This window comes from Aquirufa sp. Wall-65K1, assembly GCF_054558475.1.
This window is the reverse complement of record NZ_JBPXKD010000009.1, coordinates 61,969-81,688: the sequence shown is the minus strand read 5'-3', so window position 1 is coordinate 81,688 and position 19,720 is coordinate 61,969. Positions and strand designations below refer to the sequence as shown.

Below are 19,720 nucleotides of genomic sequence, written 5' to 3'. Positions count from 1 at the left end.
CTGAAAGAATCCACAACATGGAAAAAAATATAAAAAACGAGCAATTGCCCGAAGGAAAAGGACTTATCTATCACATGATAGATTGGTTGGGGCAAAATCGTACCACCATATACATCTTTACCTTCATCATTTTTGTGGCGGGTATGGGTATCTACAAGCAATTGCCCAAGGAGCAATTCCCGGATATTGTCGTTCCACAAATGGTCATTCAAACAGTCTATGCTGGTACTACGCCAACAGACATTGAAAATGTTATTAACAAGCCCATTGAAAAGCAGTTAAAAGCTATTACTGGGGTAAAAAGTGTGAAGTCGAATGCCTTGCAAGATGTTTCTGTGATCATCGTTGAGTTTAATACCGATGTAACAGTTCCAGTGGCCAAACAACGTGTACAGGATGCGGTAGATAAGTCTGTCACGGACTTACCTAAGGATCTAACAAGACAACCTTCGGTAGCGGAAGTGAACTTTTCGGAGTTCCCCATCATGAACATCAATATTGCCGGGGATTACCCATTGGATAAATTGAAGAAATATGCCGAAGACTTGCAGGATGAAATCGAAGGAATGCCTGAAATTAATCGGGTGGACATCATTGGTGCCCTCAAGCGTGAGATTCAAATAAACTTGGATCTGGCGAAAATGCAGAGCTATGGTTTAACCTTTTACGACATTCAATCCGTTGTGCAAGGGGAAAACGTGAACATATCAGGTGGGGAACTTCCTGTCAATGGTGTTAGACGGGCCTTGCGAGTAACTGGAGAATTTAAAAGCATGGAGCAATTGTCTAATATCATCATTCGCTCTAGTACAGGTGCGGTAGTGAGACTAAAAGACGTAGCGGATGTACAAGATAGCTTTGAGGAAAAACAAGATTTTGCTCGTTTAAATAATAAGTCGGTAATTACCCTAAACGTTATCAAGAGGGCTGGTTCCAACTTAATTGATGCAGCTGATAGAATTGAAAAAACCATTGATGAATATAAAGAAACACGTTTCCCAAGTGGTTTGACCGTGTCTATTACAGCGGATCAGTCGGAAAGAACCCGTGGAGATATTGCTGATTTAATTAATACAGTTATTCTTGGTTTCGTTTTCGTGGTGATTGTATTGATGTTCTTTATGGGTGTTCGTGATGCTGCTTTTGTAGGATTATCTGTGCCTTTATCGGCTTTATTGACATTCTTGTTCATGCCGAGTTTCGACTTCACCTTGAACACCATTGTGTTATTTGCTTTTTTACTTAGTTTAGGTATTGTGGTGGACGATGCAATTGTGGTTATAGAAAATGCCCACCGTTTATTTAATAACTTCAAAAAGTTGACCATTGTAGAAGCGGTTAAATTAGCAGCTTCTGAAGTATTTGTTCCGGTATTATCAGGAACCCTAACGACCATCTCGCCTTTTTTACCTTTATTATTTTGGCCTGGTATTGTTGGGGAATTCATGAAATTCTTGCCAATCACCTTGATTATCACCTTGTTTGCTTCTTTATTCGTTGCCTATGTGATGAATCCTGTTTTTGCTATGTCATTCATGAAACGTCATGATGAAGAGGTGAATGATGTCAAGAATCCTAAATTCTCTGATATCCGTAAAACGGTCGTGATTTTATTGAGTCTTACCTTAGGAGGATATTTGATAGGTTTTCAATTAGGTCATTTTGGCTTTGGTAATTTCTTCCTTTTTGCCATCATCATTTATGTCTTTAATCACTTTGTGGTTACGCCTAAATGGATTGTTCCATTCCAAGATAAAACCTTACCAGCGTTTAAAAATGCATACCGTCGGGTTATTTCATGGGTATTGGAAGGTCGCAGACCGGTTTATGCTGTCTTGGCTTCTTTCGGCCTATTGGTTTTCTCTTTCGTTTTATTTGGAATCGTTAAACCAAAAGTGATATTCTTCCCTTCTGGAGATCCGGATTATGTTTATATCTATGCCAAAATGCCTATTGGAACAGATGCCGTTGTGACGGATTCCATGACCAAGGTCATCGAAGGACGCGTGTTTACTTTCTTGAAAAAAGAAAAAGCCATGGGTATTGTCAATTCGGTTATTTCCAACGTAGGAAAGAACGCAGGCGATCCAATGAATCCAGATCGTAGTGCTACTCCGCATAAAAGTAAGGTGACGATTGCCTTTGAGAAAGTTCAAATGCGAGGAGGCTTATCGACACAAGATTTATTGACTAAACTACAAAATTCGTTTAAGTCTAGTCCAATTCCAGGTGTTGAGATGGCTATCGAGCGTGAAAGAAATGGACCACCTACTGGTAAGCCAATCTCGATCGAAATTTCCGGTGATGATTTCGGTGTGTTGTTGGATTTGGAGAAAAAAGTATTGAATTCAATTCAAAAGGCGGGTATCCAAGGTATCCAAGAATTGAAATCGGATTTGGTGACAAATAAGCCCGAAATTATCGTGGATGTCAATCGCGAGAAGGCTAGTCGGGAAGGAATTTCTTCAGCTCAAGTAGCTATGGCCATACGTGGCGCCTTATTTGGCGTTGAAATATCTAAATACCGTGATGTTAAAGATGAGTATCCTATTCAATTGCGTTTAAAAGGTAATTCTAGAAATCAGATTGAAAAATTACTTTCAATGAATATTACCTACCGTGATATGAATTCTGGAGGTATGCTTCGTCAAGTTCCTTTAAGCTCGGTGGCTGATATTCGTTATGCCTCTTCTTTTAGCCAAATTAACCGTAAAAATCAAGAGCGTGTTGTGACATTGGGATCAGATGTGATTGAAGGATATAATGCCAACGAGATTGTGGCGGAATTGAATGGTCTATTTGAAACGATGGAATTGCCTCAGGGATATAAAATTAAAATGGGAGGAGAACAAGAGCAGCAGCAAGAAACAGGTGCATTCTTAGGAATTGCCTTTATTTCTGCCTTGATTTTGATCTACTTAATTTTAGTAACCCAATTTAACTCTGCAGTGAAACCTATCATTATTTTCGCCACTATTTTGCTTTCATTGGTGGGAGTAATTTTAGGATTCTTAGCTTTTGGCATGACGTTCTCTGTATTGATGTCAGGTGTGGGAGTGATTGCTCTAGCAGGTATTGTGGTGAAAAATGGTATTTTGTTAATTGAGTTTATCGAGGAACTTCGTTTCAAGCGTGGTTATGATTTAAAAGAAGCCATCATTGAAGGAGGTGGAATTCGTTTAACGCCTGTGTTATTAACAGCATCGGCTGCCGTGCTTGGTTTGATTCCTTTGGCATTAGGTTTGAGTATTGACTTTGCCGCTATGTTTACAGAATTGAACCCACACATTTTCTTTGGGTCTGATTCAGCCGTATTCTGGGGGATTTTAGCTTGGACCATCATTTTTGGATTAACATTTTCAACGGCTTTGACCTTGATTATCGTTCCATGTATGTATTATTTGTCGGAACGTATCAAGCAAAAAATCCGTAAAACAGCATAGTACACTTATTTTATATTTTGGGGATTAAACGAAAGACCTCGGGCGCTGTCCGAGGTCTTTTTGTATAGCAGGAAACTCCTACAAATAGGATATTTGACCCAATCCTCATGGTTTTTTTACGCTAAATGATTATCAATTTGCTGGACAATATATTTGAAAATTTAATCGTTAAAACGCAACGCTGTCAAGGTTTTGAACCTTGCCAGCGTTAAGGCTTGGTACATCCGCATAAATAATCAAATTAATCTCATTAAATTCAAGGCCTTAACTTACATTCATCATGAAAAAACTACTCTTATTATTGTTATTTCCTGTGAGCCTTTGGGCTCAAGATAGGCCATATGGAAAATTATGGGCTACCCGTTCTGAGGTTATAGCCCAAAACGGAATGGCTGCTACTTCCCATCCATTATCTACCCAAGCGGCCTTGGATGTTTTAAAGGCTGGTGGGAACGCCATCGATGCCGCCATTGCTGCCAATGCCATGGAAGGTGTTGTGGAGCCCCATGTAAATGGAATTGGTGGCGACTTGTTTGCGATCGTTTGGGATGCGAAAACCAAAAAATTATACGGATTAAATGGTTCTGGTAGATCACCTAAATCCTTGACCCTTGCTGAATTGAAGAAAAGAGGATTGAAACATATTCCAAGCACAGGTCCCTTACCTGTTAGTGTACCGGGCTGCGTCGATGCATGGTTTGAATTACATAAAAAATTTGGATCCATGCCTATGTCAAAGGTCTTGGAAAAGGCTGTTTCCTATGCTAAAAATGGATTTCCTGTGCATGGGGAATTTGCCTCAGCCTTGCAACGGGTAGAAGCGAATTATGGAAGGTTTCCCAATGTAGCACAACACTATTATCCTTCTGGAAAAGCTCCTGTTGTGGGGGATGTGTTTAAAAACCCTAACTTGGCAAATACCTTAGAAAGAATCGGAAAGGAAGGCCGAGATGTGTTTTATAAAGGCGATATGGCAAGAACCATGGATGCATTTATGAAAAAGAATGGTGGATTTTTAAGCTATGAGGATTTAGCGACCCATACCTCCACTTGGATTGATCCTGTGTCGGTTAATTACCGTGGTTATGACGTTTGGGAATTGCCACCCAATGGTCAGGGAATTGCAGCTTTACAAATGTTAAATATTTTAGAAGGTTACGATTTTTCCAAAATAAAGCATGGTAGTGCAGAGCACATTCACTTATTTACAGAGGCCAAAAAATTGGTGTTTGAAGATCGAGCTAAATACTATGCCGACCCTGAATTTGCCAAAATTCCAGTGGCTAATTTAATCTCAAAATCCTATGCAGCTGAGCGAAGAAAACTAATTCAAGCGAACCGTGCTGCTAGGCATTATGACGCAGGAAATCCAGCTTTAAAAGAGGGAGATACCATCTATTTGACAGTAGCCGATAAAGATGGCAACATGGTCTCATTGATTCAAAGTAATTACCGTGGATTTGGTTCTGGTATGATGCCGGATGGACTCGGATTTATGTTCCAAGATCGTGGGGAAATGTATAGTTTGAATGAAGGAGAAAATAATACCTATGCCCCTGGAAAACGTCCATTTCATACCATCATTCCGGCTTTTGTTACCAAGGATGGTCAGCCTTTTTTAAGCTTTGGTGTTATGGGTGGAGCTTTTCAGCCGATGGGCCACGTGCAGATTGTGATGAATGTAGTGGACTTTGGTATGAATATTCAAGAAGCTGGAGATGCGCCAAGGTTAAATCACGAAGGGTCTTCTGAACCTACTGGGGAGGCGATGGAATTGACGGGTGGAACAATTACGCTGGAAAGCGGATACCCTTATGAAGTCATTCGAGAATTATTACAAAAAGGTCATCAAGTTGGTTTTATGAATGGAATTTATGGTGGTTATCAAGCCATCAAATGGGATCCCGTTCGAAAAGTTTATTTTGGCGCGTCTGAGTCTAGAAAAGACGGACAAGCAGCTGGTTATTAATAAAGGTCAATGGTTATATTAGCAAAACGCGTTTTTACGGGACATGAATGGTTGATCGATCAACAAATTCATGTGCATCAAGGTCGTATTCAGGAGATTAAATCAGTGGAAGGTGATTTAGAGGGATCTGGTTTTATCTGTGCCGGTTTTATTGATTTGCAAGTGTATGGTGGAGGCGAAATTTTATTTTCCAACCATCCTACTGAAGCGGCTATAGCCAAAACTTTTGAAGAGCATCAGCAAACAGGGACAAGCCATTTTCAGATTACCTTGAACTGCTCCCCTAAGGAAACCATGTGGAAGGCTATTGATGCTTGTAAAGCCTATCTGGCAAAGGGAGGCAAAGGTTTGATTGGTTTACATTTAGAAGGGCCCTTTTTCAACCCTATACGAAAGGGGGCTCATAAAGAAGAATTTGTACAAAAGCCTTCCATTGACTACATCCAAGAAATTGTGCATCGTGCTGGTGATTTGCCTATCTACATGACCATCGCTCCGGAAATGTTTTCGGAAGAGGAATTAGATTATATCATCAAAAGCCCCATCATGGTTTCTTTGGGGCATTCAGATGCAACTATTGACCAAGCAAATAATGCTTTATCCAAGGGGGCTCATCGGATTACACATTTATTTAATGCCATGTCACAGTGGCAAAGCCGAGCATTGGGGCTTGTGGGAGCTAGTTTGTCGAGCGATGCCTGGACTAGTATTATCGTGGACGGCTTACACTGTGATTTTCGTTCTGTGAAGTTGGCCAAAGAATTGAAGAAACATCGTTTATTTTTGATTACCGATGCCGTGACTCATGATGTGTCTGGCCCTTATTTATTTGAAAAAAAGGATGGAAAGTTTTCTAATGAATCGGGTACGCTTTCGGGCTCTGCTTTAACGATGGAACAGGCCGTTCAAAATTGCGTGCATCAGGTGGGGATAGATGTGGAAGAAGCCATTCGTATGGCTACCCTTTATCCAGCCCAAGTGGCCAATTTAGATCGAGAAATAGGATCGGTCGAAGTAGGGAAAAAGGCCTGCTTGATACATATGAGTGACGATTTAAAAGTTCAACAAGTATGGTTGGACGGTGAACCTTTGATGGATTAATATGATTAGTTTTCCTTCCAAACAAGCGCAAGTACAAACCACTATCTTCACTAAAATGTCGGCTCTAGCAGCCGAGCACAATGCCTTAAATTTGTCGCAAGGCTTTCCTGGGTTTGACTGTTCGGAAGAACTTCAATCTTTGTTGGCATTCTATTCCAAAGGCCATAATCAATATGCTCCTATGGCTGGAGTGCCCGTTTTTAAACAAAGCATAGCGGATAAAACTAGTTTGTTTTATGGTATTGACGTCGATGCTAATAAGGAAGTAACAGTTGTTTCCGGGGCTACAGAAGCTTTATTTTGTGCCATTCATTGTTGCGTTTTTCCGGGTGATGAAGTCATCATGTTTGACCCCAGTTATGATGCTTATGACCCTGCTGTTCGTTTGGCAGGCGGCATACCCATTCATTTATCCATGGATGCGCAGCGGGGCTTTCAAATAGATTGGGAAGAGCTGGCTCGTACCATTGGTCCCAAGACACGGGCCATCATGGTGAATAGTCCGCATAATCCAACGGGCTCCATTTGGACTGAAAATGATTTAAATGCCTTGGCTGAAATAGTGAAAGGGACCAATATCCTGATTATTTCCGATGAGGTATATGAACACATAGTTTTTGACGGTCAAAAGCATTATTCCGTATTGTTGCACCCAGGGCTTCGTCAACGAAGTTTTGTTTGTGGTTCTTTTGGTAAAACCTATCACATAACGGGTTGGAAAATTGGTTACTGTTTGGCGCCCGCCTATTTGACCAAGGAGTTTCAAAAACTACACCAATGGGTGACTTTTTCCAGTGCCACTCCATTGCAATATGCCCTTGCGGATTACCTTAAAGAACCTGCACATTATTTGGGACTTTCTGAATTTTACCAAAGAAAAAGGGATTTATTTGCTTCGGCTTTTGAAGGAAGTAAATGGAAATTATTACCAAGTCATGGCAGTTTTTTCCAATGCATGGATTATAGTGCAATCAGCCAAGAACGAGATGTAGATTTAGCAGAAAGGTTAACTAAAGAAATCCAAGTGGCGTCTATTCCTATTTCTGTTTTTTATGAAAAGGCTCCCGGTGATACAATTTTGCGTTTTTGCTTCGCCAAATCGGATGAGGTTTTATTGGAAGCGGCTGCAAGACTCGTTCAATTATAAGATTAATTTTTGCCCTATTTGGCTTAGATAGTCTGCGGCATGAGTCATGGCATCCTCTAATCGAATGGGAGGCACCAAAATGGGATAAACAGGTATGTGTTGCATCGATGCAGGAATTTTCCCTACATCTTGTAGTCCACCACAAATTAGGATGATGGGCTTTTGGCAGGCTTGACTATGTTGAATTAGGGTAGATATTAATTTCCCTTCCCAAGATTGGACATCAATTTTTCCTTCACCACTGATGATGACATCTGCTTGGGCAGCATGCTGGTCAAATGACACTAATTCTAATATCCACTCAGAAGCGAGGTGAATACTAGCTTGAAGAAAAAACAAGGCTCCTGCTCCTAAACCTCCTGCTGCTCCTGCTCCAGGTGTATGTGCCATGCTAGCATTTGGAAAGAATTTTGCTAGATGTATTAAACCTTCATTTAATTGCTCAATCATGATTTCGTCAGCTCCTTTTTGCTTGGCAAAAACGTATGCTGCACCCTGAGGCCCATGCAAAACATTTCGAACATCTGTGGCTACTTGAAACTGAATCTGACTTAATTGATCCTGCAAATTACTAGGCAATATTCGATGAATATGTATCAAATTTTCTCCAATCGGAGCTAATTCATTTCCTTGTTCATCTAAAAAACGGAATCCTAAAGCGGCCGCCATACCCATTCCTGCATCATTCGTGGCAGATCCACCCACGGTTAAGGTGATTTTTTTAGCCCCTAATTCTAAGGCATGTCGGATTAGCTCTCCTGTGCCATAGGTACTCGTTAATGCAGGATTACGATCTTTGGGTGCTAATAATTCTATCCCCGAGGCTCTTGACATCTCGATAAATGCCTGTTTTTTTTCTTTTACCCAAAGGTAGGGGGCATGAATAGGTTGAAAGAGTGGGTTATTGACCTTGAGATGCATCCATTCTCCTCCAAAAATTTCGTGAATGACATCCAATGTCCCTTCTCCACCATCTGCTAATGGCAGCGATTGGATGATAGCATCTGGATAGGATTTTTTAATCCCTTTGGCTAAAGCCTGGCAAACCTCGGCGGCACTAAGGGAATCTTTAAATTTATCAGGACAAAGTAATATGCGCATCACGTGAATTTGACCTGAATTTACCAACAATTTGTTTAAATCCATGAATTTATCCTCGAGTGCTTTCCTGACGGGAATCCTTTTGGTATTTTTGAATAAATAAATAAAGCCCTATGTCGTTTTCATTTCGAATATCCTGCTTTTTGTTACTAATATGGCTTTTGTCCTCTTGTACCAAACAGCCCGATTTAAGTGGTTTTGATGTCAATAAATTTGTACAAGATGAAGCTGGATGTCAAGGTAGCAGAGGCTCTCAAGTTGATTGGTTGAAATCCCACAAAGAGAATTTAAAGGGGGTTAGTTCCAATGATATTGAGGATATTTTTGGCAAACCGGATATCCAACAATTGGCAGATCGAAATCAAGAATACTATGTGTATTTTTTGGAAAAAGGTCCTCATTGTGATAAAATGACAAATCCATCACAAGCTTATTCCATGGCATTTCGTTTTAGTGCCATTGGTTTAGCTACTGAAATCACCTTTCAACGTGGTTTGCCATGATTATTTGGTAAACCAGCCCACCACGGTGCTAGAAAAACTTACGAGAAAACTAAAGATTAAGGGAGCCACAAAACCACTTACTTGAAAACCTGGAACATATAATTCTGTCAAGTAAACCATGGCCACATTGATGACCAAAGAAAACAACCCCAAGGTCATAAAGGTGATAGGAAAGCTGATGATTTGCAAAAAGGGTTTTACAAATGAGTTTAAAAAGCCCATGGCTAAGGCTACTAAAAGAGCAGTGGTGAATCCGTCAACGACAATTCCCTTTAAATAGCGCGGGATGACTAAAATGACCCCTGCAATGATGATGTATCGAATGATGAACCCTATCATGTTATTTCGCGTGTCTTTGCTGTAATAATTTTATGATTTCTTCCAATCCAATTCCTCGGTCTTCTAATAAAACCAATAAGTGAAAAACTAAGTCCGCCGCCTCACCTTTAAATAATTCATCGTTAGTTGACATAGCTTCTATCACGAGTTCTACGGCTTCTTCTCCTACTTTTTGAGCTACCTTATTGGTTCCTTTTTGGAATAAAGATGCGGTATATGAAGTATCGGCAGAAGCTCCTTTTCTAGAGCGAATGATGTGTTTTAAATAGTCAAGCCAAGCGGCATTGTCTTGGTTAGAGGTATTAAAGCAGGTATCTGCACCTGTATGGCAAGCAGGGCCTACCGGGTTAACTTGGATTAACAGGGTATCTTGGTCACAATCTAAATGAATATTTTTAACATGAAAGAAATTTCCGGAAGTTTCTCCCTTGGTCCATAATCGCTCTTTTGATCGAGAATAGAAAGTGACAATATTTTCTGACTGTGTTTTTACATAGGCTTCCTCATTCATATAGCCAAGCATTAATACTTGTAGAGTGGAGGCATCCTGAATAACAGCAGGTATTAATCCTTTAGAAAAGTCGGGGCTTGAGTTCATTTTGTCAAAAATACTGGTGAATTTATTAAATACGCATCGGAATTCCTTTGCTGGCTAGGTAATTCTTTAAATCTAAAATATCGATTTCTTTGAAGTGGAAAATGCTGGCCGCCAATCCGGCATCGGCTTTCCCTTCCGTAAATACTTCATAAAAATGTTCCATGCTACCCGCTCCACCCGAGGCGATGATCGGTATGGAGGAATTAAGGGAGATTGTAGATGTCAATTTATTGGCAAATCCAGCTTTCGTTCCATCAGCATCCATGCTAGTCAATAGAATTTCTCCAGCACCTCGATTCTCAACTTCTTTGGCCCATGGAATGGTTTGGATATCCGTAATTTTTCTTCCTCCATGAGTATGTACCCAATCTGTTCCATCAACCCAACGGGTGTCAATGGCCACAATGATACATTGTGAGCCAAATTGTAAGGCTAATTCATCAATTAAATCAGGATTTCTAACAGCTGAGGAGTTGATCGAAACTTTATCTGCCCCAGCGTTTAATAAGGCTGAAACATCCTGTATAGAAGATATTCCCCCTCCCACGGTGAAAGGAATATTCACATGTCTTGCCACTTCTCGTACCAAATTAACCAAGGTCTTCCTGTCATCTACGGTAGCAGTGATATCCAAGAAAACCAATTCATCGGCTCCTTCTTGAGCATATAAAGCTCCAAGCTCTACAGGATCTCCTGCATCACGTAAATCCACAAAATTGGTTCCTTTGACGGTCCTCCCATCTTTGATGTCCAAACAAGGAATGATTCTTTTGGTTAACATGCAGATTCTTTGGCAAAGGTGGCTAATTCAGCTAAACTAATTCGTCCTTCATAAAAGGCTTTTCCAACTATCACACCAAAAATGTTCATGTCGCGCAGTCGGTATAAATCATCTAAACAAGCCACCCCGCCACTTGCAATGAGCTGTAAGTCAGGCTCTTGAGCTTGTATTTTTTCGTACAAATCAAAACTAGGTCCTTGCAATAAGCCATCTTTGGCCACATCCGTTGATATCACATATTTTACTCCTGCAGCACAATAGTCTCTTAGGAAATCAAAGATGGAAATTTGGGAATTTTCCTGCCAGCCTGAAACGGCAATTTGCTCATTGTGGGCATCAGCGCCTAAAATGATTTTGTCAGCACCGTATTTTTTCAACCAACTTCTTACTAATTCTGGCTGACTAACGGCAATGCTACCAGCCGTAATCTGTTGGGCTCCTGCTGAAAAGGCGATATCAATCATTTCGTCGGATTGTACACCTCCACCAAAATCAATGTGAAGGTTCGTTCCTTTGGCAATTCTTTCCAAAACATGCGCATTGACAATTTTTTTAGCCTTTGCCCCGTCCAAATCTACCAAATGCAATCGTTGGATACCTGCCCCCTCAAATTCCTTTGCAATCTCCAATGGGTCCGAATGATATACCTTTTTTTGAGCATAATCACCCTGGGTCAAGCGAACACATTGGCCTCCAATTAAATCTATAGCGGGGATAAGTTGAAACATGATTTATAATGCGAGAAAATTTTCTATAATTCGTTGGCCTGCCATTCCACTAATTTCTGCGTGAAACTGGGCAGCATAAAAGTTGTCTTGGTGAAGCATGGCTGAAAATGGCTGTACATAATCACATATGGCTGTGGTCAGAGGGTTTACAGGCACATAATACGAGTGAACAAAATAAACGTATTCTTCATTTTTTAAGCCTTCCATCAAAGGATTCGCTTGATTGGCCTGGATGGAATTCCATCCTACATGCGGGATTTTTAAGTCCTGCGACTGAAAACGTTTTACTTCCACATCAAATACTCCCATGCAAGTTGTATCGTTTTCTTCTGAGTGTTTACAAAGAAGTTGCATACCAATGCAAGTAGCTAAAACGGGTTGCTTTAACTGAGGAATAAGTAAATCTAAGCCCTTCTCTTTTAAATGCGCCATGGCCGTACTAGCTTCTCCTACGCCAGGAAAAATCACCTTATCTGCTTGGCGTAAAATCGTCTCATCGTCTGTCCAGCGATACGGCACTCCGATTCGATCAAGTGCGTACATCACGGAGGCAACATTCCCGGCATTGTATTTAACGATGGCAATTTCCATGGGCTTTCTTTCTGGGTAAACAGCCTTGCAAAGGTAGGCAAATAGGCTGGATTATGAAATTCCCCTATCTTTGTTGTTCTATCTCATACCACATGCGCTTTCGTAAAAAACTTTTTTTAGAAATGGCTTACCTTTTGTGGATGGGTCTATTACCTTTTATTTCAAGTTTAGCCTTAGGTTATTTTGCCGTATCTAATCCAAGCTTTTTTTTAGACTTTAGTTTAAGTCAACAAATATTATTTTGGTTAGCTACTGTATTTGTGATGGGTTTGGCCTTGTGCCCAACTACTTTTTTGGCCTTATTTGTAGGCTATATTTGGGGTTTTCAAGGTATTTGGCCTTTGATTTTTGCCTATAGTTTAGCGTCAATGTTGGGTTTTGGTATGGCCAAATTATGGAAAGGTCAAGCCATGATTCGCTGGATAAAACGTACGAAAAAAGGTGCACAATTTTTGTCCAATGTGCAGGCGCAATCATTTTCATGGGTATTTTTAGCTCGCCTTTCGCCTATATTTCCTTTTGCTATCACCAATGCCATGATGTCGTTTTTAGGAGTAAGTTTCCTGGATTTTTGTTTGGCAGGAATGATAGGTATGTTACCAAGAACCGCTTTGGCTGTTTGGACAGGGACTCAAGCAAAGAGTTGGAAATATCTTTTGCATCATCCAGAATCGTTTACCTGGCAAGACGGAGCAAGTGTGGTTTTACTAGTATTTTCCGGCTTAGGAATGTACTTCCTGGCTAAAAGACAGGTCAAAGCCTAGTCTGTAGGGTGTCCAAAGGTAAAGTGAAAGAAATGTGAGATATAAGGCGTAAATTTGTCTTTCCAATTCCATCTTCGGAAGAGGCATCATTTTAATCAAACGATTTTGACATTTAAAGAATTAGGTCTGGCCGACAGCCTTTTAGCAGGAATTGATTCCATGGGCTATAAGACCGCAACTCCCGTACAGTCTCAAGTTATTCAACCGATTTTGGAGGGGAGAGATATTATTGCATCAGCACAAACAGGTACGGGTAAAACTGCTGCTTTTTTGCTGCCTATTGTAAATAAAATCATCACTGAGCCACATGCTGAAAATAAAATCAATGCTCTAATCATTGTTCCTACCCGTGAATTGGCCATACAAATTGCGGATAATATGGAAGGTTTAGGGTATTTTACTAATGTATCGTGCATCGCCGTTTATGGTGGTGGGGATGGCCAGTCTTTTACGACGGAGAAAACCGCTTTAACCAGTGGTTGCGATATTGTAGTTTGTACGCCTGGTCGTATGATTGCCCACTTAAATATGGGTTATGTTAATCTCAAAGAGGTCAAATACTTGGTGTTGGATGAGGCTGATCGGATGTTGGATATGGGCTTCCAAGATGATCTAATCAAAATCACCTCTTTTTTAAGTCCAGAGCGTCAAAACCTCTTATTTTCAGCTACTATGCCGCATAAAATGCGGGAATTGGCCAGAAAGTTATTGAAAAATCCTGTAGAGATAAATATTGCTGTTTCAAAACCCCCTGAGCAAATTGTTCAAGAAGCTTTTGTAGTTTTTGAGGAGCAAAAATCACCTTTGATTAAGCACCTATTGCGATTAAAAGAGTATAGTCGTGTGATTATTTTTTGTTCCAGAAAGCAAAACGTAAAAACACTTACTAACGATTTAAAGAGGGCCAAATTCAAAGTAGAGGAAATCCATTCGGATTTGGAACAAGATGTTCGTGAACAAGTATTACAGGATTTTAGAAATAAAAAGACGACTATTTTAGTAGCCACAGATATTTTAAGTCGAGGCATTGACATCGACGAAATTGAGTTGGTCATCAATTACGACGTCCCTAATGATGGAGAGGATTATATTCACCGCATTGGTCGTACGGCAAGGGCAGAAAGTCAAGGTACCGCCTATACTTTAATCAGTCCTGCCGAACAGAGAAAATTTGCGAGTATTGAAAAGTTGTTAGAAAAAGAAGTGACAAAATCACCTATTCCAGAAGAGTTTGGAGCTGGCCCCGCTTATGAGCCAGCCTTACAAAAGGCTGGCGATAAGGGGCGAAATTTTTCTGGACCTAAAAAAGGTGGTAAGAAGTTTTGGGGGAAAAAGAAAAAGTAAAGCTTATTTTTGGGCTTTTACTCCCGTAGTTCCTCCTTGTGCTAAAGTGATATCCACCGGGGTATTGGATTTCCAACTTCCGCGGGTAAAATCAGGGACGTTCATGGATCTAGATCTGTTTTTAACGGACATTTCACTTAATGGTCCTATCGAGCTCCAAGCGGCGGCATCGTAAACATTTTGATCCAAAGGCAATCCATTGCGTAGGCAATCAATTAATCGCCAGTCCATCATGAAGTCCATGCCTCCATGTCCGCCTATTTGCTTGGCTAATTCACCTATCTTGGCTACAATCGGTGGCGCATATTTTTTCTCCAATTCTGCCATCTCAGCGGCTGAAATCCAGTTATGGTGGTGATCAGAAATTTTAGGATCAGGATATTTTACAGCCATACCTTTAGTTCCACTTAACAAATGGATTCGGGAATAGGGGCGAGGTGTAGAAACATCATGTTGAACCATCATGGTTTTACCTTTCACGGTACGAATCGTGGTGGTATTCATATTCCCACGGAAACTCTTATTGGTGAATTGTTGGTAGAAAGGGTCTTTTTGGGCTAACTCTACCGCTCGTTGGTGCATAGAGAAATCATTGGTAGAGGTAGATACCAAATAATCCATTTGATCACCTCGGTTAATATCCAATAATTGACAAATAGGTCCTAGGCCGTGGGTTGGGTATAAATTGCCGTTGCGTAGGTTTTCTTTTAAGCGCCAGCTTTGGTAATAGGTACTTTGCGTGAAATTATGGTCTAATAAATCATGCAAATAAGCACCTTCCGCATGGATAATTTCTCCAAAGTATCCCTGGCGAGCCATGTTGAGAGTTAATAACTCAAAGAAGTCATAGCAGCAATTTTCCAGCATCATACAATGCTTTTTAGTCTTCTCAGAAGTCTCAACCAATTGCCAGCATTCTTCTAAGGTGGTGGCTGCCGGTACTTCTACCGCCACATGCTTGCCTTGTTTCATGGCATATACAGCCATAGGGGTGTGTAAATGCCAAGGGGTGGCAATGTAGATCAAATCAATGTCCGGTCGATCACACATCGCTTTCCAAGCTTCCTCTTTCTCGGTGTAAACGATAGGTTGAATACCCATTTTACCCAAGGCTTTCAAAGCGGCATCCGTTTTTTCTTTTCGGATATCACAAACCGCAACCGTCTTTACTCCATCAATGCGATTGACGCGGGTAATAGCACCAGAACCACGGTTTCCCAAACCGATAAATCCAATACGTACGGTTTCAATTTTTGGCGCGGCATAGCCCGACATGTTAAAAGTTTGCTTGCCTTGTTCTACTTGCATGCTCGTAGCCAAGTCCTTAATTTCCCATTTAGCGGATCCACCTAATGCGGCTAATCCACTAAGTTTGAGAAAGTCTCTTCGATTATTATTCATAGTTTTTAATAGGTTTTATTCAAATTATATAGCTTGAGAGTCAATTACTTGAACCTTCCCCCACAAATGCTTGTTGTCATCTATGAACTTTTTATGTAAAGGGTGATATAAATATTCTTTTTCCTTTTCTGCATCGGCAAAAGTCAATACGACAGAAAAAGTATAACTTCCCTCAGTAACTGGTTTGTCAAACTCCGTAATGATCGGTTTGCCCACATGAGCAGATTGGATCATTGGAAGGCCTCCTAGCGCTTTGAGCGCTTTGAAAAGTTGGGTTTTTTCGGCTTCGTTACTTGGATTTTTGGCCCAAAATAAAACGTGGTGGATGAAATTCATAGAAGGAGTAGCTGCTGAACCTGTTAGTGCTGAACCTGCGGCTAATAGGCCAGATTGTTGTAAAAATTCGCGACGATTGTTCATGTGTTCATTTAAATTTAAACTCAAATTATTTTAATTCAATTCTACCATGAAAAATTCAAAAATCAAAGTAATCGTAACGGGGGTTACCGGTATGGTGGGGGAAGGAGTCTTGCAGGAATGTTTGCTATCACCTCATGTAGAAGAAGTATTGGTCATAAGTCGCCGTCCTTCAGGTAAATCCCACCCCAAATTAAAGGAGATTATTTTGAAAGATTTTTATCAAACGGAGGAATTGCAAGACCAAGTAAAGGGATATGATGCATGCTATTTTTGTTTGGGAGTTACGTCCATCGGTAAAAATGAAGCAGTGTACACGCGGTTGACTTACGATTTGACTTTGGGATTTGCGAAGTCTATTGAAAAAAATAATCCCGAGCTCACGTTTATCTATGTTTCGGGGAAAAGTACCGATTCAACTGAGAAAGGGAGTTTAATGTGGGCAAGGGTCAAAGGAAAAACGGAAAATGACCTAAGAAAATTACGTTTTAAAGCGGCTTATGCATTTAGACCTGGAATGCTTCATCCTACGGAGGGTTTACAACACGCTTTACCATTTTATAAATACATCAATTGGATGTACCCATTTTTACGTTGGGCGGCCCCCAATATGGTTTGTACCTTGAAGGAGTTAGGGCAAGCGATGATTGCTGTTACCATTCATGGTTATGACAAAACTGCCATAGAAGTAGCAGATATTGTTCGCTTATCGAAAGTTCTGAAGGATGAATAGCCGATTTTTTCCCTGAATTTGGCTAATTTTATAGGAAATAAATGAAATACTGTGAATAAGAAAGTTGTACTAATGATATTAGATGGTTGGGGAATTGCTACCAACCCAAAGGTTTCTGCCATAGATGCAGCCAATATCCCATTTGTTAAGTCCTTATATACCCAATACCCACATGCTAAATTAGAGGCCTCAGGATTGGCCGTTGGTCTTCCTGAAGGTCAAATGGGTAATTCAGAAGTAGGTCACATGAACCTAGGTGCTGGTCGAATCGTTTACCAAAATTTGGTTAGGATTAATAAAGCGGTGACTGAAAATACCTTAGGACAAGAACCCGAATTGGCAAAAGCATTTGACTATGCCAAAAAAGAGGGCAAGGCGGTTCATTTTATGGGTCTTGTTTCTGATGGCGGAGTTCATGCCCATATTGAACATTTAAAGTCTTTATTAAGTACGGCTCAAGAAGCAGAATTGCCTAAGGTCTTTGTACATGCATTTACAGATGGACGTGATACGGACCCTAAGTCAGGATTGAAGTTCATGACTGATTTAGTTCAGCATTGTGAAAAAACGGGAGCCCATGTTGCCTCGGTAACGGGTCGTTACTTTGCCATGGACAGAGATAATCGTTGGGAGCGTGTGGCTTTAGCCTACCATGCCATGGTGGATGCAGAAGGTCATTTGACACAAGATGTTATTCAATCTATCAAGGATAGTTATGCTGCCGATGTGACGGACGAATTTATTAAGCCCATCATAGCCACAGATGCCAATGGGGTGCCTTTAGCCAAGATTACAGAAGGAGATGTGGTGATATGTTTCAATTTCCGTACGGATCGTGGGCGAGAAATCACCCAAGCTTTGACGCAAAAGGATTTCCATGAGGAAAACATGCATAAGTTGAATTTGTATTATTTGACTATGACGGAGTACGACAAAGAGTTTACGAATGTTCATGTCATTTTCAATGATTCTAATTTACCGATGACTTTAGGAGAGGTTTTGGAAGGAGCAGGTAAAAAGCAGATTCGAATTGCGGAAACAGAGAAATACCCACACGTAACATTCTTCTTTTCAGGAGGTCGCGAGACGCCTTTTATTGGCCAAACCAACATCCTAAGAAATTCACCGAAAGTGGCTACTTATGATTTGCAACCTGAAATGTCTGCGGCTGATTTAAGAGATGCTTTGATTCCGGAATTGGAGAAAGGAGAAGTGGATTTTGTGTGTTTAAATTTTGCAAATCCTGACATGGTGGGTCATACGGGTGTGTTTTCTGCGGTAGTGAAAGCGGTAGAAACAGTTGATCGCTGTGCCGAGGCAGTGGTTAAAGCAGGTTTAGCTCATGGTTATACTTTCATCATCATTGCTGATCACGGTAATGCGGATGTCATGATAAATGAAGATGGTTCACCTAATACAGCTCACTCCACCAACTTAGTACCTTGCATTTTAGTGGATGCTCATGATCACCCAAGCTTGTCCAATGGAAAATTAGGAGATATTGCCCCGACCATCTTAAAATTGATGGGAGTAGAGCAACCTAAAGAGATGACAGGCTTTGCGTTATTTTAAACAATTTCTGCCACATTTACGTTTTGTGTTTGAGTCATTCTATCGATTGAATATATGGGAAAGGTTATCATTTTTGGAAATACACAGTCTGCCGAATTAGCATTATATTACTTAAAGAACGATAGTGAACATGAAGTAGCTGGTTTTACTGTGGAGGAGCAGTATATCAAAGAGAATGAATTTCATGGTTTGCCTTTGGTTCCGTTTGAAACGGTGGAACAGCGTTTTCCTCCTGCGGAATACCTATTTTTTGCGCCTATGACGGCGGCAGGAATGAATCAAGTTCGAGCCAGAGTTTATGAGCAAGGTCTTGAAAAAGGCTATAAATACATTTCATACATCAGTTCACATGCGACTGTCCTAACCGATAAAATAGGAGAAAACTGTTTTATTTTGGAAGACAATACCATTCAACCATACGTTCAGATTGGAAATAACTGCGTATTATGGTCAGGAAATCACATTGGTCATCATAGCAAAATTGGGAACCATGTATTTTTCACCTCACAAATTGTTCTTTCGGGAAATTGCCAGGTGAATGATTATTGTTTCTTTGGCGTAAATGCCACCATCCGAGATAGCTCAGTGATTGGCGAAGGAACTTTTGTGAGTATGGGCGCTACGGTCATGAAGCAAAGAACAGAGCCTTGGAGTGTTTGGAAAGGAAATGCGGCAGAGAAATCAACTATTTCCAGTAAGGACTTGAAGTTTTAGTTAATGAAATTGATTTTTTCCCTTAACGCTGGCAAGGTTCCAAACCTTGACAGCGTTGTGGAAAACGTTTAAGATTTTACCATATTGTCCAATTTCTTGATAAAGAAATTGATTCAAAGCAATAAAAAAAGCTCCCATTCAAAGGGAGCTTTTTTATTAAGGTTCCAAGGGCTTATTTTCCTCATCAACGATGACAAAAATATCCTCATTGGGTCGTTTCATCAGATATTTTTCTCGCGCATATTTTTCCAACAAGGCTGGGTTTCCAATCACCATTCGGCGCTCTTTTTCCAGTTCTTTTAATTTTTGTTGGTAAAAAGCTTTTTCATTTTTCATCACCCTAAGTTCGTTCCAAAGTCGATACTGGACTCTAAGGTCATTCGTATCTAAAAAGAACATCCAAACCAACAAGATGCTGGTTGAAATTACGTAGAAACGATATTGTCCAAGAAAAAGCCCTTTAATGCGGTCCAT

19 protein-coding genes are annotated in these 19,720 nt (G+C 40.5%); 10 read left to right on the top strand and 9 right to left on the bottom strand.

What is annotated here, in order from left to right; all coding sequences use genetic code 11:
* The first annotated feature begins 74 nt into the window (after positions 1-74).
* From ACST15_RS12310 to ACST15_RS12295, 4 genes are all read left to right on the top strand, one after another.
* Positions 75-3,443, top strand: a complete 3,369-nt coding sequence (locus ACST15_RS12310) for an efflux RND transporter permease subunit (RefSeq protein ID WP_459454985.1) — start codon at positions 75-77, stop codon at positions 3,441-3,443.
* A gap of 280 nt (positions 3,444-3,723) precedes the next feature.
* Positions 3,724-5,412, top strand: a complete 1,689-nt coding sequence (gene ggt / locus ACST15_RS12305) for a gamma-glutamyltransferase (protein WP_459454960.1) — start codon at positions 3,724-3,726, stop codon at positions 5,410-5,412.
* Between the two features lie 9 nt (positions 5,413-5,421).
* A complete protein-coding gene (gene nagA, locus ACST15_RS12300; RefSeq protein ID WP_459454959.1) occupies positions 5,422-6,513 on the top strand; it encodes an N-acetylglucosamine-6-phosphate deacetylase in 1,092 nt (363 codons plus the stop codon).
* A gap of 1 nt (position 6,514) precedes the next feature.
* Positions 6,515-7,660: a methionine aminotransferase gene (locus tag ACST15_RS12295; protein WP_459454958.1), complete on the top strand. Its 1,146-nt coding sequence runs from the start codon at positions 6,515-6,517 to the stop codon at positions 7,658-7,660.
* On the opposite strand, the gene ACST15_RS12290 is transcribed toward ACST15_RS12295, so the two are convergent.
* The gene (locus ACST15_RS12290; protein ID WP_459454957.1) at positions 7,655-8,806 is read right to left on the bottom strand and encodes a glycerate kinase; all 1,152 of its coding nucleotides are present in this window, start codon (positions 8,804-8,806) and stop codon (positions 7,655-7,657) included. The two genes, ACST15_RS12295 and ACST15_RS12290, sit on opposite strands and share 6 nt — an antisense overlap.
* Before the next feature lie 68 nt (positions 8,807-8,874).
* Here ACST15_RS12290 and ACST15_RS12285 point away from each other — a divergent pair, with 68 nt between their 5' ends.
* On the top strand, positions 8,875-9,264 hold the full coding sequence (locus tag ACST15_RS12285; RefSeq protein WP_459454956.1) for a hypothetical protein: 390 nt from the start codon (positions 8,875-8,877) through the stop codon (positions 9,262-9,264).
* Here ACST15_RS12285 and ACST15_RS12280 read toward each other — a convergent pair whose 3' ends face one another.
* The 5 genes from ACST15_RS12280 to hisH are packed head-to-tail and all read right to left on the bottom strand — an operon-like array spanning position 9,265 to position 12,301.
* The gene (locus ACST15_RS12280; RefSeq protein ID WP_459454955.1) at positions 9,265-9,603 is read right to left on the bottom strand and encodes a phage holin family protein; all 339 of its coding nucleotides are present in this window, start codon (positions 9,601-9,603) and stop codon (positions 9,265-9,267) included.
* Position 9,604: 1 nt separating this feature from the next.
* Positions 9,605-10,201, bottom strand: a complete 597-nt coding sequence (gene hisIE / locus ACST15_RS12275) for a bifunctional phosphoribosyl-AMP cyclohydrolase/phosphoribosyl-ATP diphosphatase HisIE (RefSeq protein WP_459454954.1) — start codon at positions 10,199-10,201, stop codon at positions 9,605-9,607.
* A 25-nt stretch (positions 10,202-10,226) separates the two neighbouring features.
* Positions 10,227-10,982 carry an imidazole glycerol phosphate synthase subunit HisF gene (gene hisF, locus ACST15_RS12270; protein WP_459454953.1) on the bottom strand — a complete coding sequence of 252 codons (756 nt, stop codon included), beginning with the start codon at positions 10,980-10,982 and terminating at the stop codon, positions 10,227-10,229.
* Positions 10,976-11,710 carry a 1-(5-phosphoribosyl)-5-[(5-phosphoribosylamino)methylideneamino]imidazole-4-carboxamide isomerase gene (hisA, locus tag ACST15_RS12265; protein ID WP_459454952.1) on the bottom strand — a complete coding sequence of 245 codons (735 nt, stop codon included), beginning with the start codon at positions 11,708-11,710 and terminating at the stop codon, positions 10,976-10,978. Before hisA ends, hisF begins: the two co-directional genes overlap by 7 nt.
* A gap of 3 nt (positions 11,711-11,713) precedes the next feature.
* Positions 11,714-12,301 carry an imidazole glycerol phosphate synthase subunit HisH gene (gene hisH, locus ACST15_RS12260; RefSeq protein ID WP_459454951.1) on the bottom strand — a complete coding sequence of 196 codons (588 nt, stop codon included), beginning with the start codon at positions 12,299-12,301 and terminating at the stop codon, positions 11,714-11,716.
* 92 nt (positions 12,302-12,393) lie between these two features.
* Between hisH and ACST15_RS12255 the strand changes: the two genes are divergently transcribed.
* Together ACST15_RS12255 and ACST15_RS12250 are read left to right on the top strand one after the other, a co-directional pair.
* Positions 12,394-13,065 (top strand): TVP38/TMEM64 family protein, encoded by a 672-nt coding sequence (locus ACST15_RS12255; RefSeq protein ID WP_459454950.1) that lies wholly within the window; start codon positions 12,394-12,396, stop codon positions 13,063-13,065.
* Positions 13,066-13,170: 105 nt separating this feature from the next.
* Positions 13,171-14,409, top strand: a complete 1,239-nt coding sequence (locus ACST15_RS12250; RefSeq protein WP_459454949.1) for a DEAD/DEAH box helicase — start codon at positions 13,171-13,173, stop codon at positions 14,407-14,409.
* 3 nt (positions 14,410-14,412) lie between these two features.
* Here ACST15_RS12250 and ACST15_RS12245 read toward each other — a convergent pair whose 3' ends face one another.
* Entirely contained in the window at positions 14,413-15,810 is a 1,398-nt protein-coding gene (locus tag ACST15_RS12245) for a Gfo/Idh/MocA family protein (RefSeq protein WP_459454948.1), read from the bottom strand.
* A gap of 24 nt (positions 15,811-15,834) precedes the next feature.
* Positions 15,835-16,230 (bottom strand): Dabb family protein, encoded by a 396-nt coding sequence (locus ACST15_RS12240; RefSeq protein WP_459454947.1) that lies wholly within the window; start codon positions 16,228-16,230, stop codon positions 15,835-15,837.
* A gap of 46 nt (positions 16,231-16,276) precedes the next feature.
* On the opposite strand from ACST15_RS12240, the gene ACST15_RS12235 reads away from it, so the two are divergent.
* From ACST15_RS12235 to ACST15_RS12225, 3 genes are read left to right on the top strand one after another with little or no spacing between them, the layout of a single operon-like run.
* The gene (locus ACST15_RS12235; protein WP_459454946.1) at positions 16,277-16,960 is read left to right on the top strand and encodes an NAD-dependent epimerase/dehydratase family protein; all 684 of its coding nucleotides are present in this window, start codon (positions 16,277-16,279) and stop codon (positions 16,958-16,960) included.
* A 51-nt stretch (positions 16,961-17,011) separates the two neighbouring features.
* Complete coding sequence (gene gpmI / locus ACST15_RS12230; protein ID WP_459454945.1) at positions 17,012-18,532, top strand: 2,3-bisphosphoglycerate-independent phosphoglycerate mutase; 1,521 nt, start codon at positions 17,012-17,014, stop codon at positions 18,530-18,532.
* A gap of 54 nt (positions 18,533-18,586) precedes the next feature.
* The gene (locus ACST15_RS12225; protein WP_459454944.1) at positions 18,587-19,246 is read left to right on the top strand and encodes an acetyltransferase; all 660 of its coding nucleotides are present in this window, start codon (positions 18,587-18,589) and stop codon (positions 19,244-19,246) included.
* Between the two features lie 156 nt (positions 19,247-19,402).
* Here ACST15_RS12225 and ACST15_RS12220 read toward each other — a convergent pair whose 3' ends face one another.
* Entirely contained in the window at positions 19,403-19,720 is a 318-nt protein-coding gene (locus tag ACST15_RS12220) for an FtsB family cell division protein (RefSeq protein ID WP_459454943.1), read from the bottom strand.

Bases quoted from the DNA above. Each gene is read 5' to 3' on its own strand.
- ggt (WP_459454960.1), top strand. From the start codon at position 3,724: ATGAAAAAACTACTCTTATTATTGTTATTTCCTGTGAGCCTTTGGGCT.
- ACST15_RS12285 (WP_459454956.1), top strand. From the start codon at position 8,875: ATGTCGTTTTCATTTCGAATATCCTGCTTTTTGTTACTAATATGGCTT.
- hisIE (WP_459454954.1), bottom strand. From the start codon at position 10,201: ATGAACTCAAGCCCCGACTTTTCTAAAGGATTAATACCTGCTGTTATT.
- ACST15_RS12255 (WP_459454950.1), top strand. From the start codon at position 12,394: ATGCGCTTTCGTAAAAAACTTTTTTTAGAAATGGCTTACCTTTTGTGG.
- hisH (WP_459454951.1), bottom strand. From the start codon at position 12,301: ATGGAAATTGCCATCGTTAAATACAATGCCGGGAATGTTGCCTCCGTG.
- ACST15_RS12280 (WP_459454955.1), bottom strand. From the start codon at position 9,603: ATGATAGGGTTCATCATTCGATACATCATCATTGCAGGGGTCATTTTA.
- hisA (WP_459454952.1), bottom strand. From the start codon at position 11,710: ATGTTTCAACTTATCCCCGCTATAGATTTAATTGGAGGCCAATGTGTT.
- ACST15_RS12225 (WP_459454944.1), top strand. From the start codon at position 18,587: ATGGGAAAGGTTATCATTTTTGGAAATACACAGTCTGCCGAATTAGCA.
- hisF (WP_459454953.1), bottom strand. From the start codon at position 10,982: ATGTTAACCAAAAGAATCATTCCTTGTTTGGACATCAAAGATGGGAGG.
- ACST15_RS12245 (WP_459454948.1), bottom strand. From the start codon at position 15,810: ATGAATAATAATCGAAGAGACTTTCTCAAACTTAGTGGATTAGCCGCA.
- ACST15_RS12240 (WP_459454947.1), bottom strand. From the start codon at position 16,230: ATGAACAATCGTCGCGAATTTTTACAACAATCTGGCCTATTAGCCGCA.
- ACST15_RS12295 (WP_459454958.1), top strand. From the start codon at position 6,515: ATGATTAGTTTTCCTTCCAAACAAGCGCAAGTACAAACCACTATCTTC.
- ACST15_RS12220 (WP_459454943.1), bottom strand. From the start codon at position 19,720: ATGGACCGCATTAAAGGGCTTTTTCTTGGACAATATCGTTTCTACGTA.
- ACST15_RS12310 (WP_459454985.1), top strand. From the start codon at position 75: ATGATAGATTGGTTGGGGCAAAATCGTACCACCATATACATCTTTACC.
- ACST15_RS12235 (WP_459454946.1), top strand. From the start codon at position 16,277: ATGAAAAATTCAAAAATCAAAGTAATCGTAACGGGGGTTACCGGTATG.
- ACST15_RS12290 (WP_459454957.1), bottom strand. From the start codon at position 8,806: ATGGATTTAAACAAATTGTTGGTAAATTCAGGTCAAATTCACGTGATG.
- nagA (WP_459454959.1), top strand. From the start codon at position 5,422: ATGGTTATATTAGCAAAACGCGTTTTTACGGGACATGAATGGTTGATC.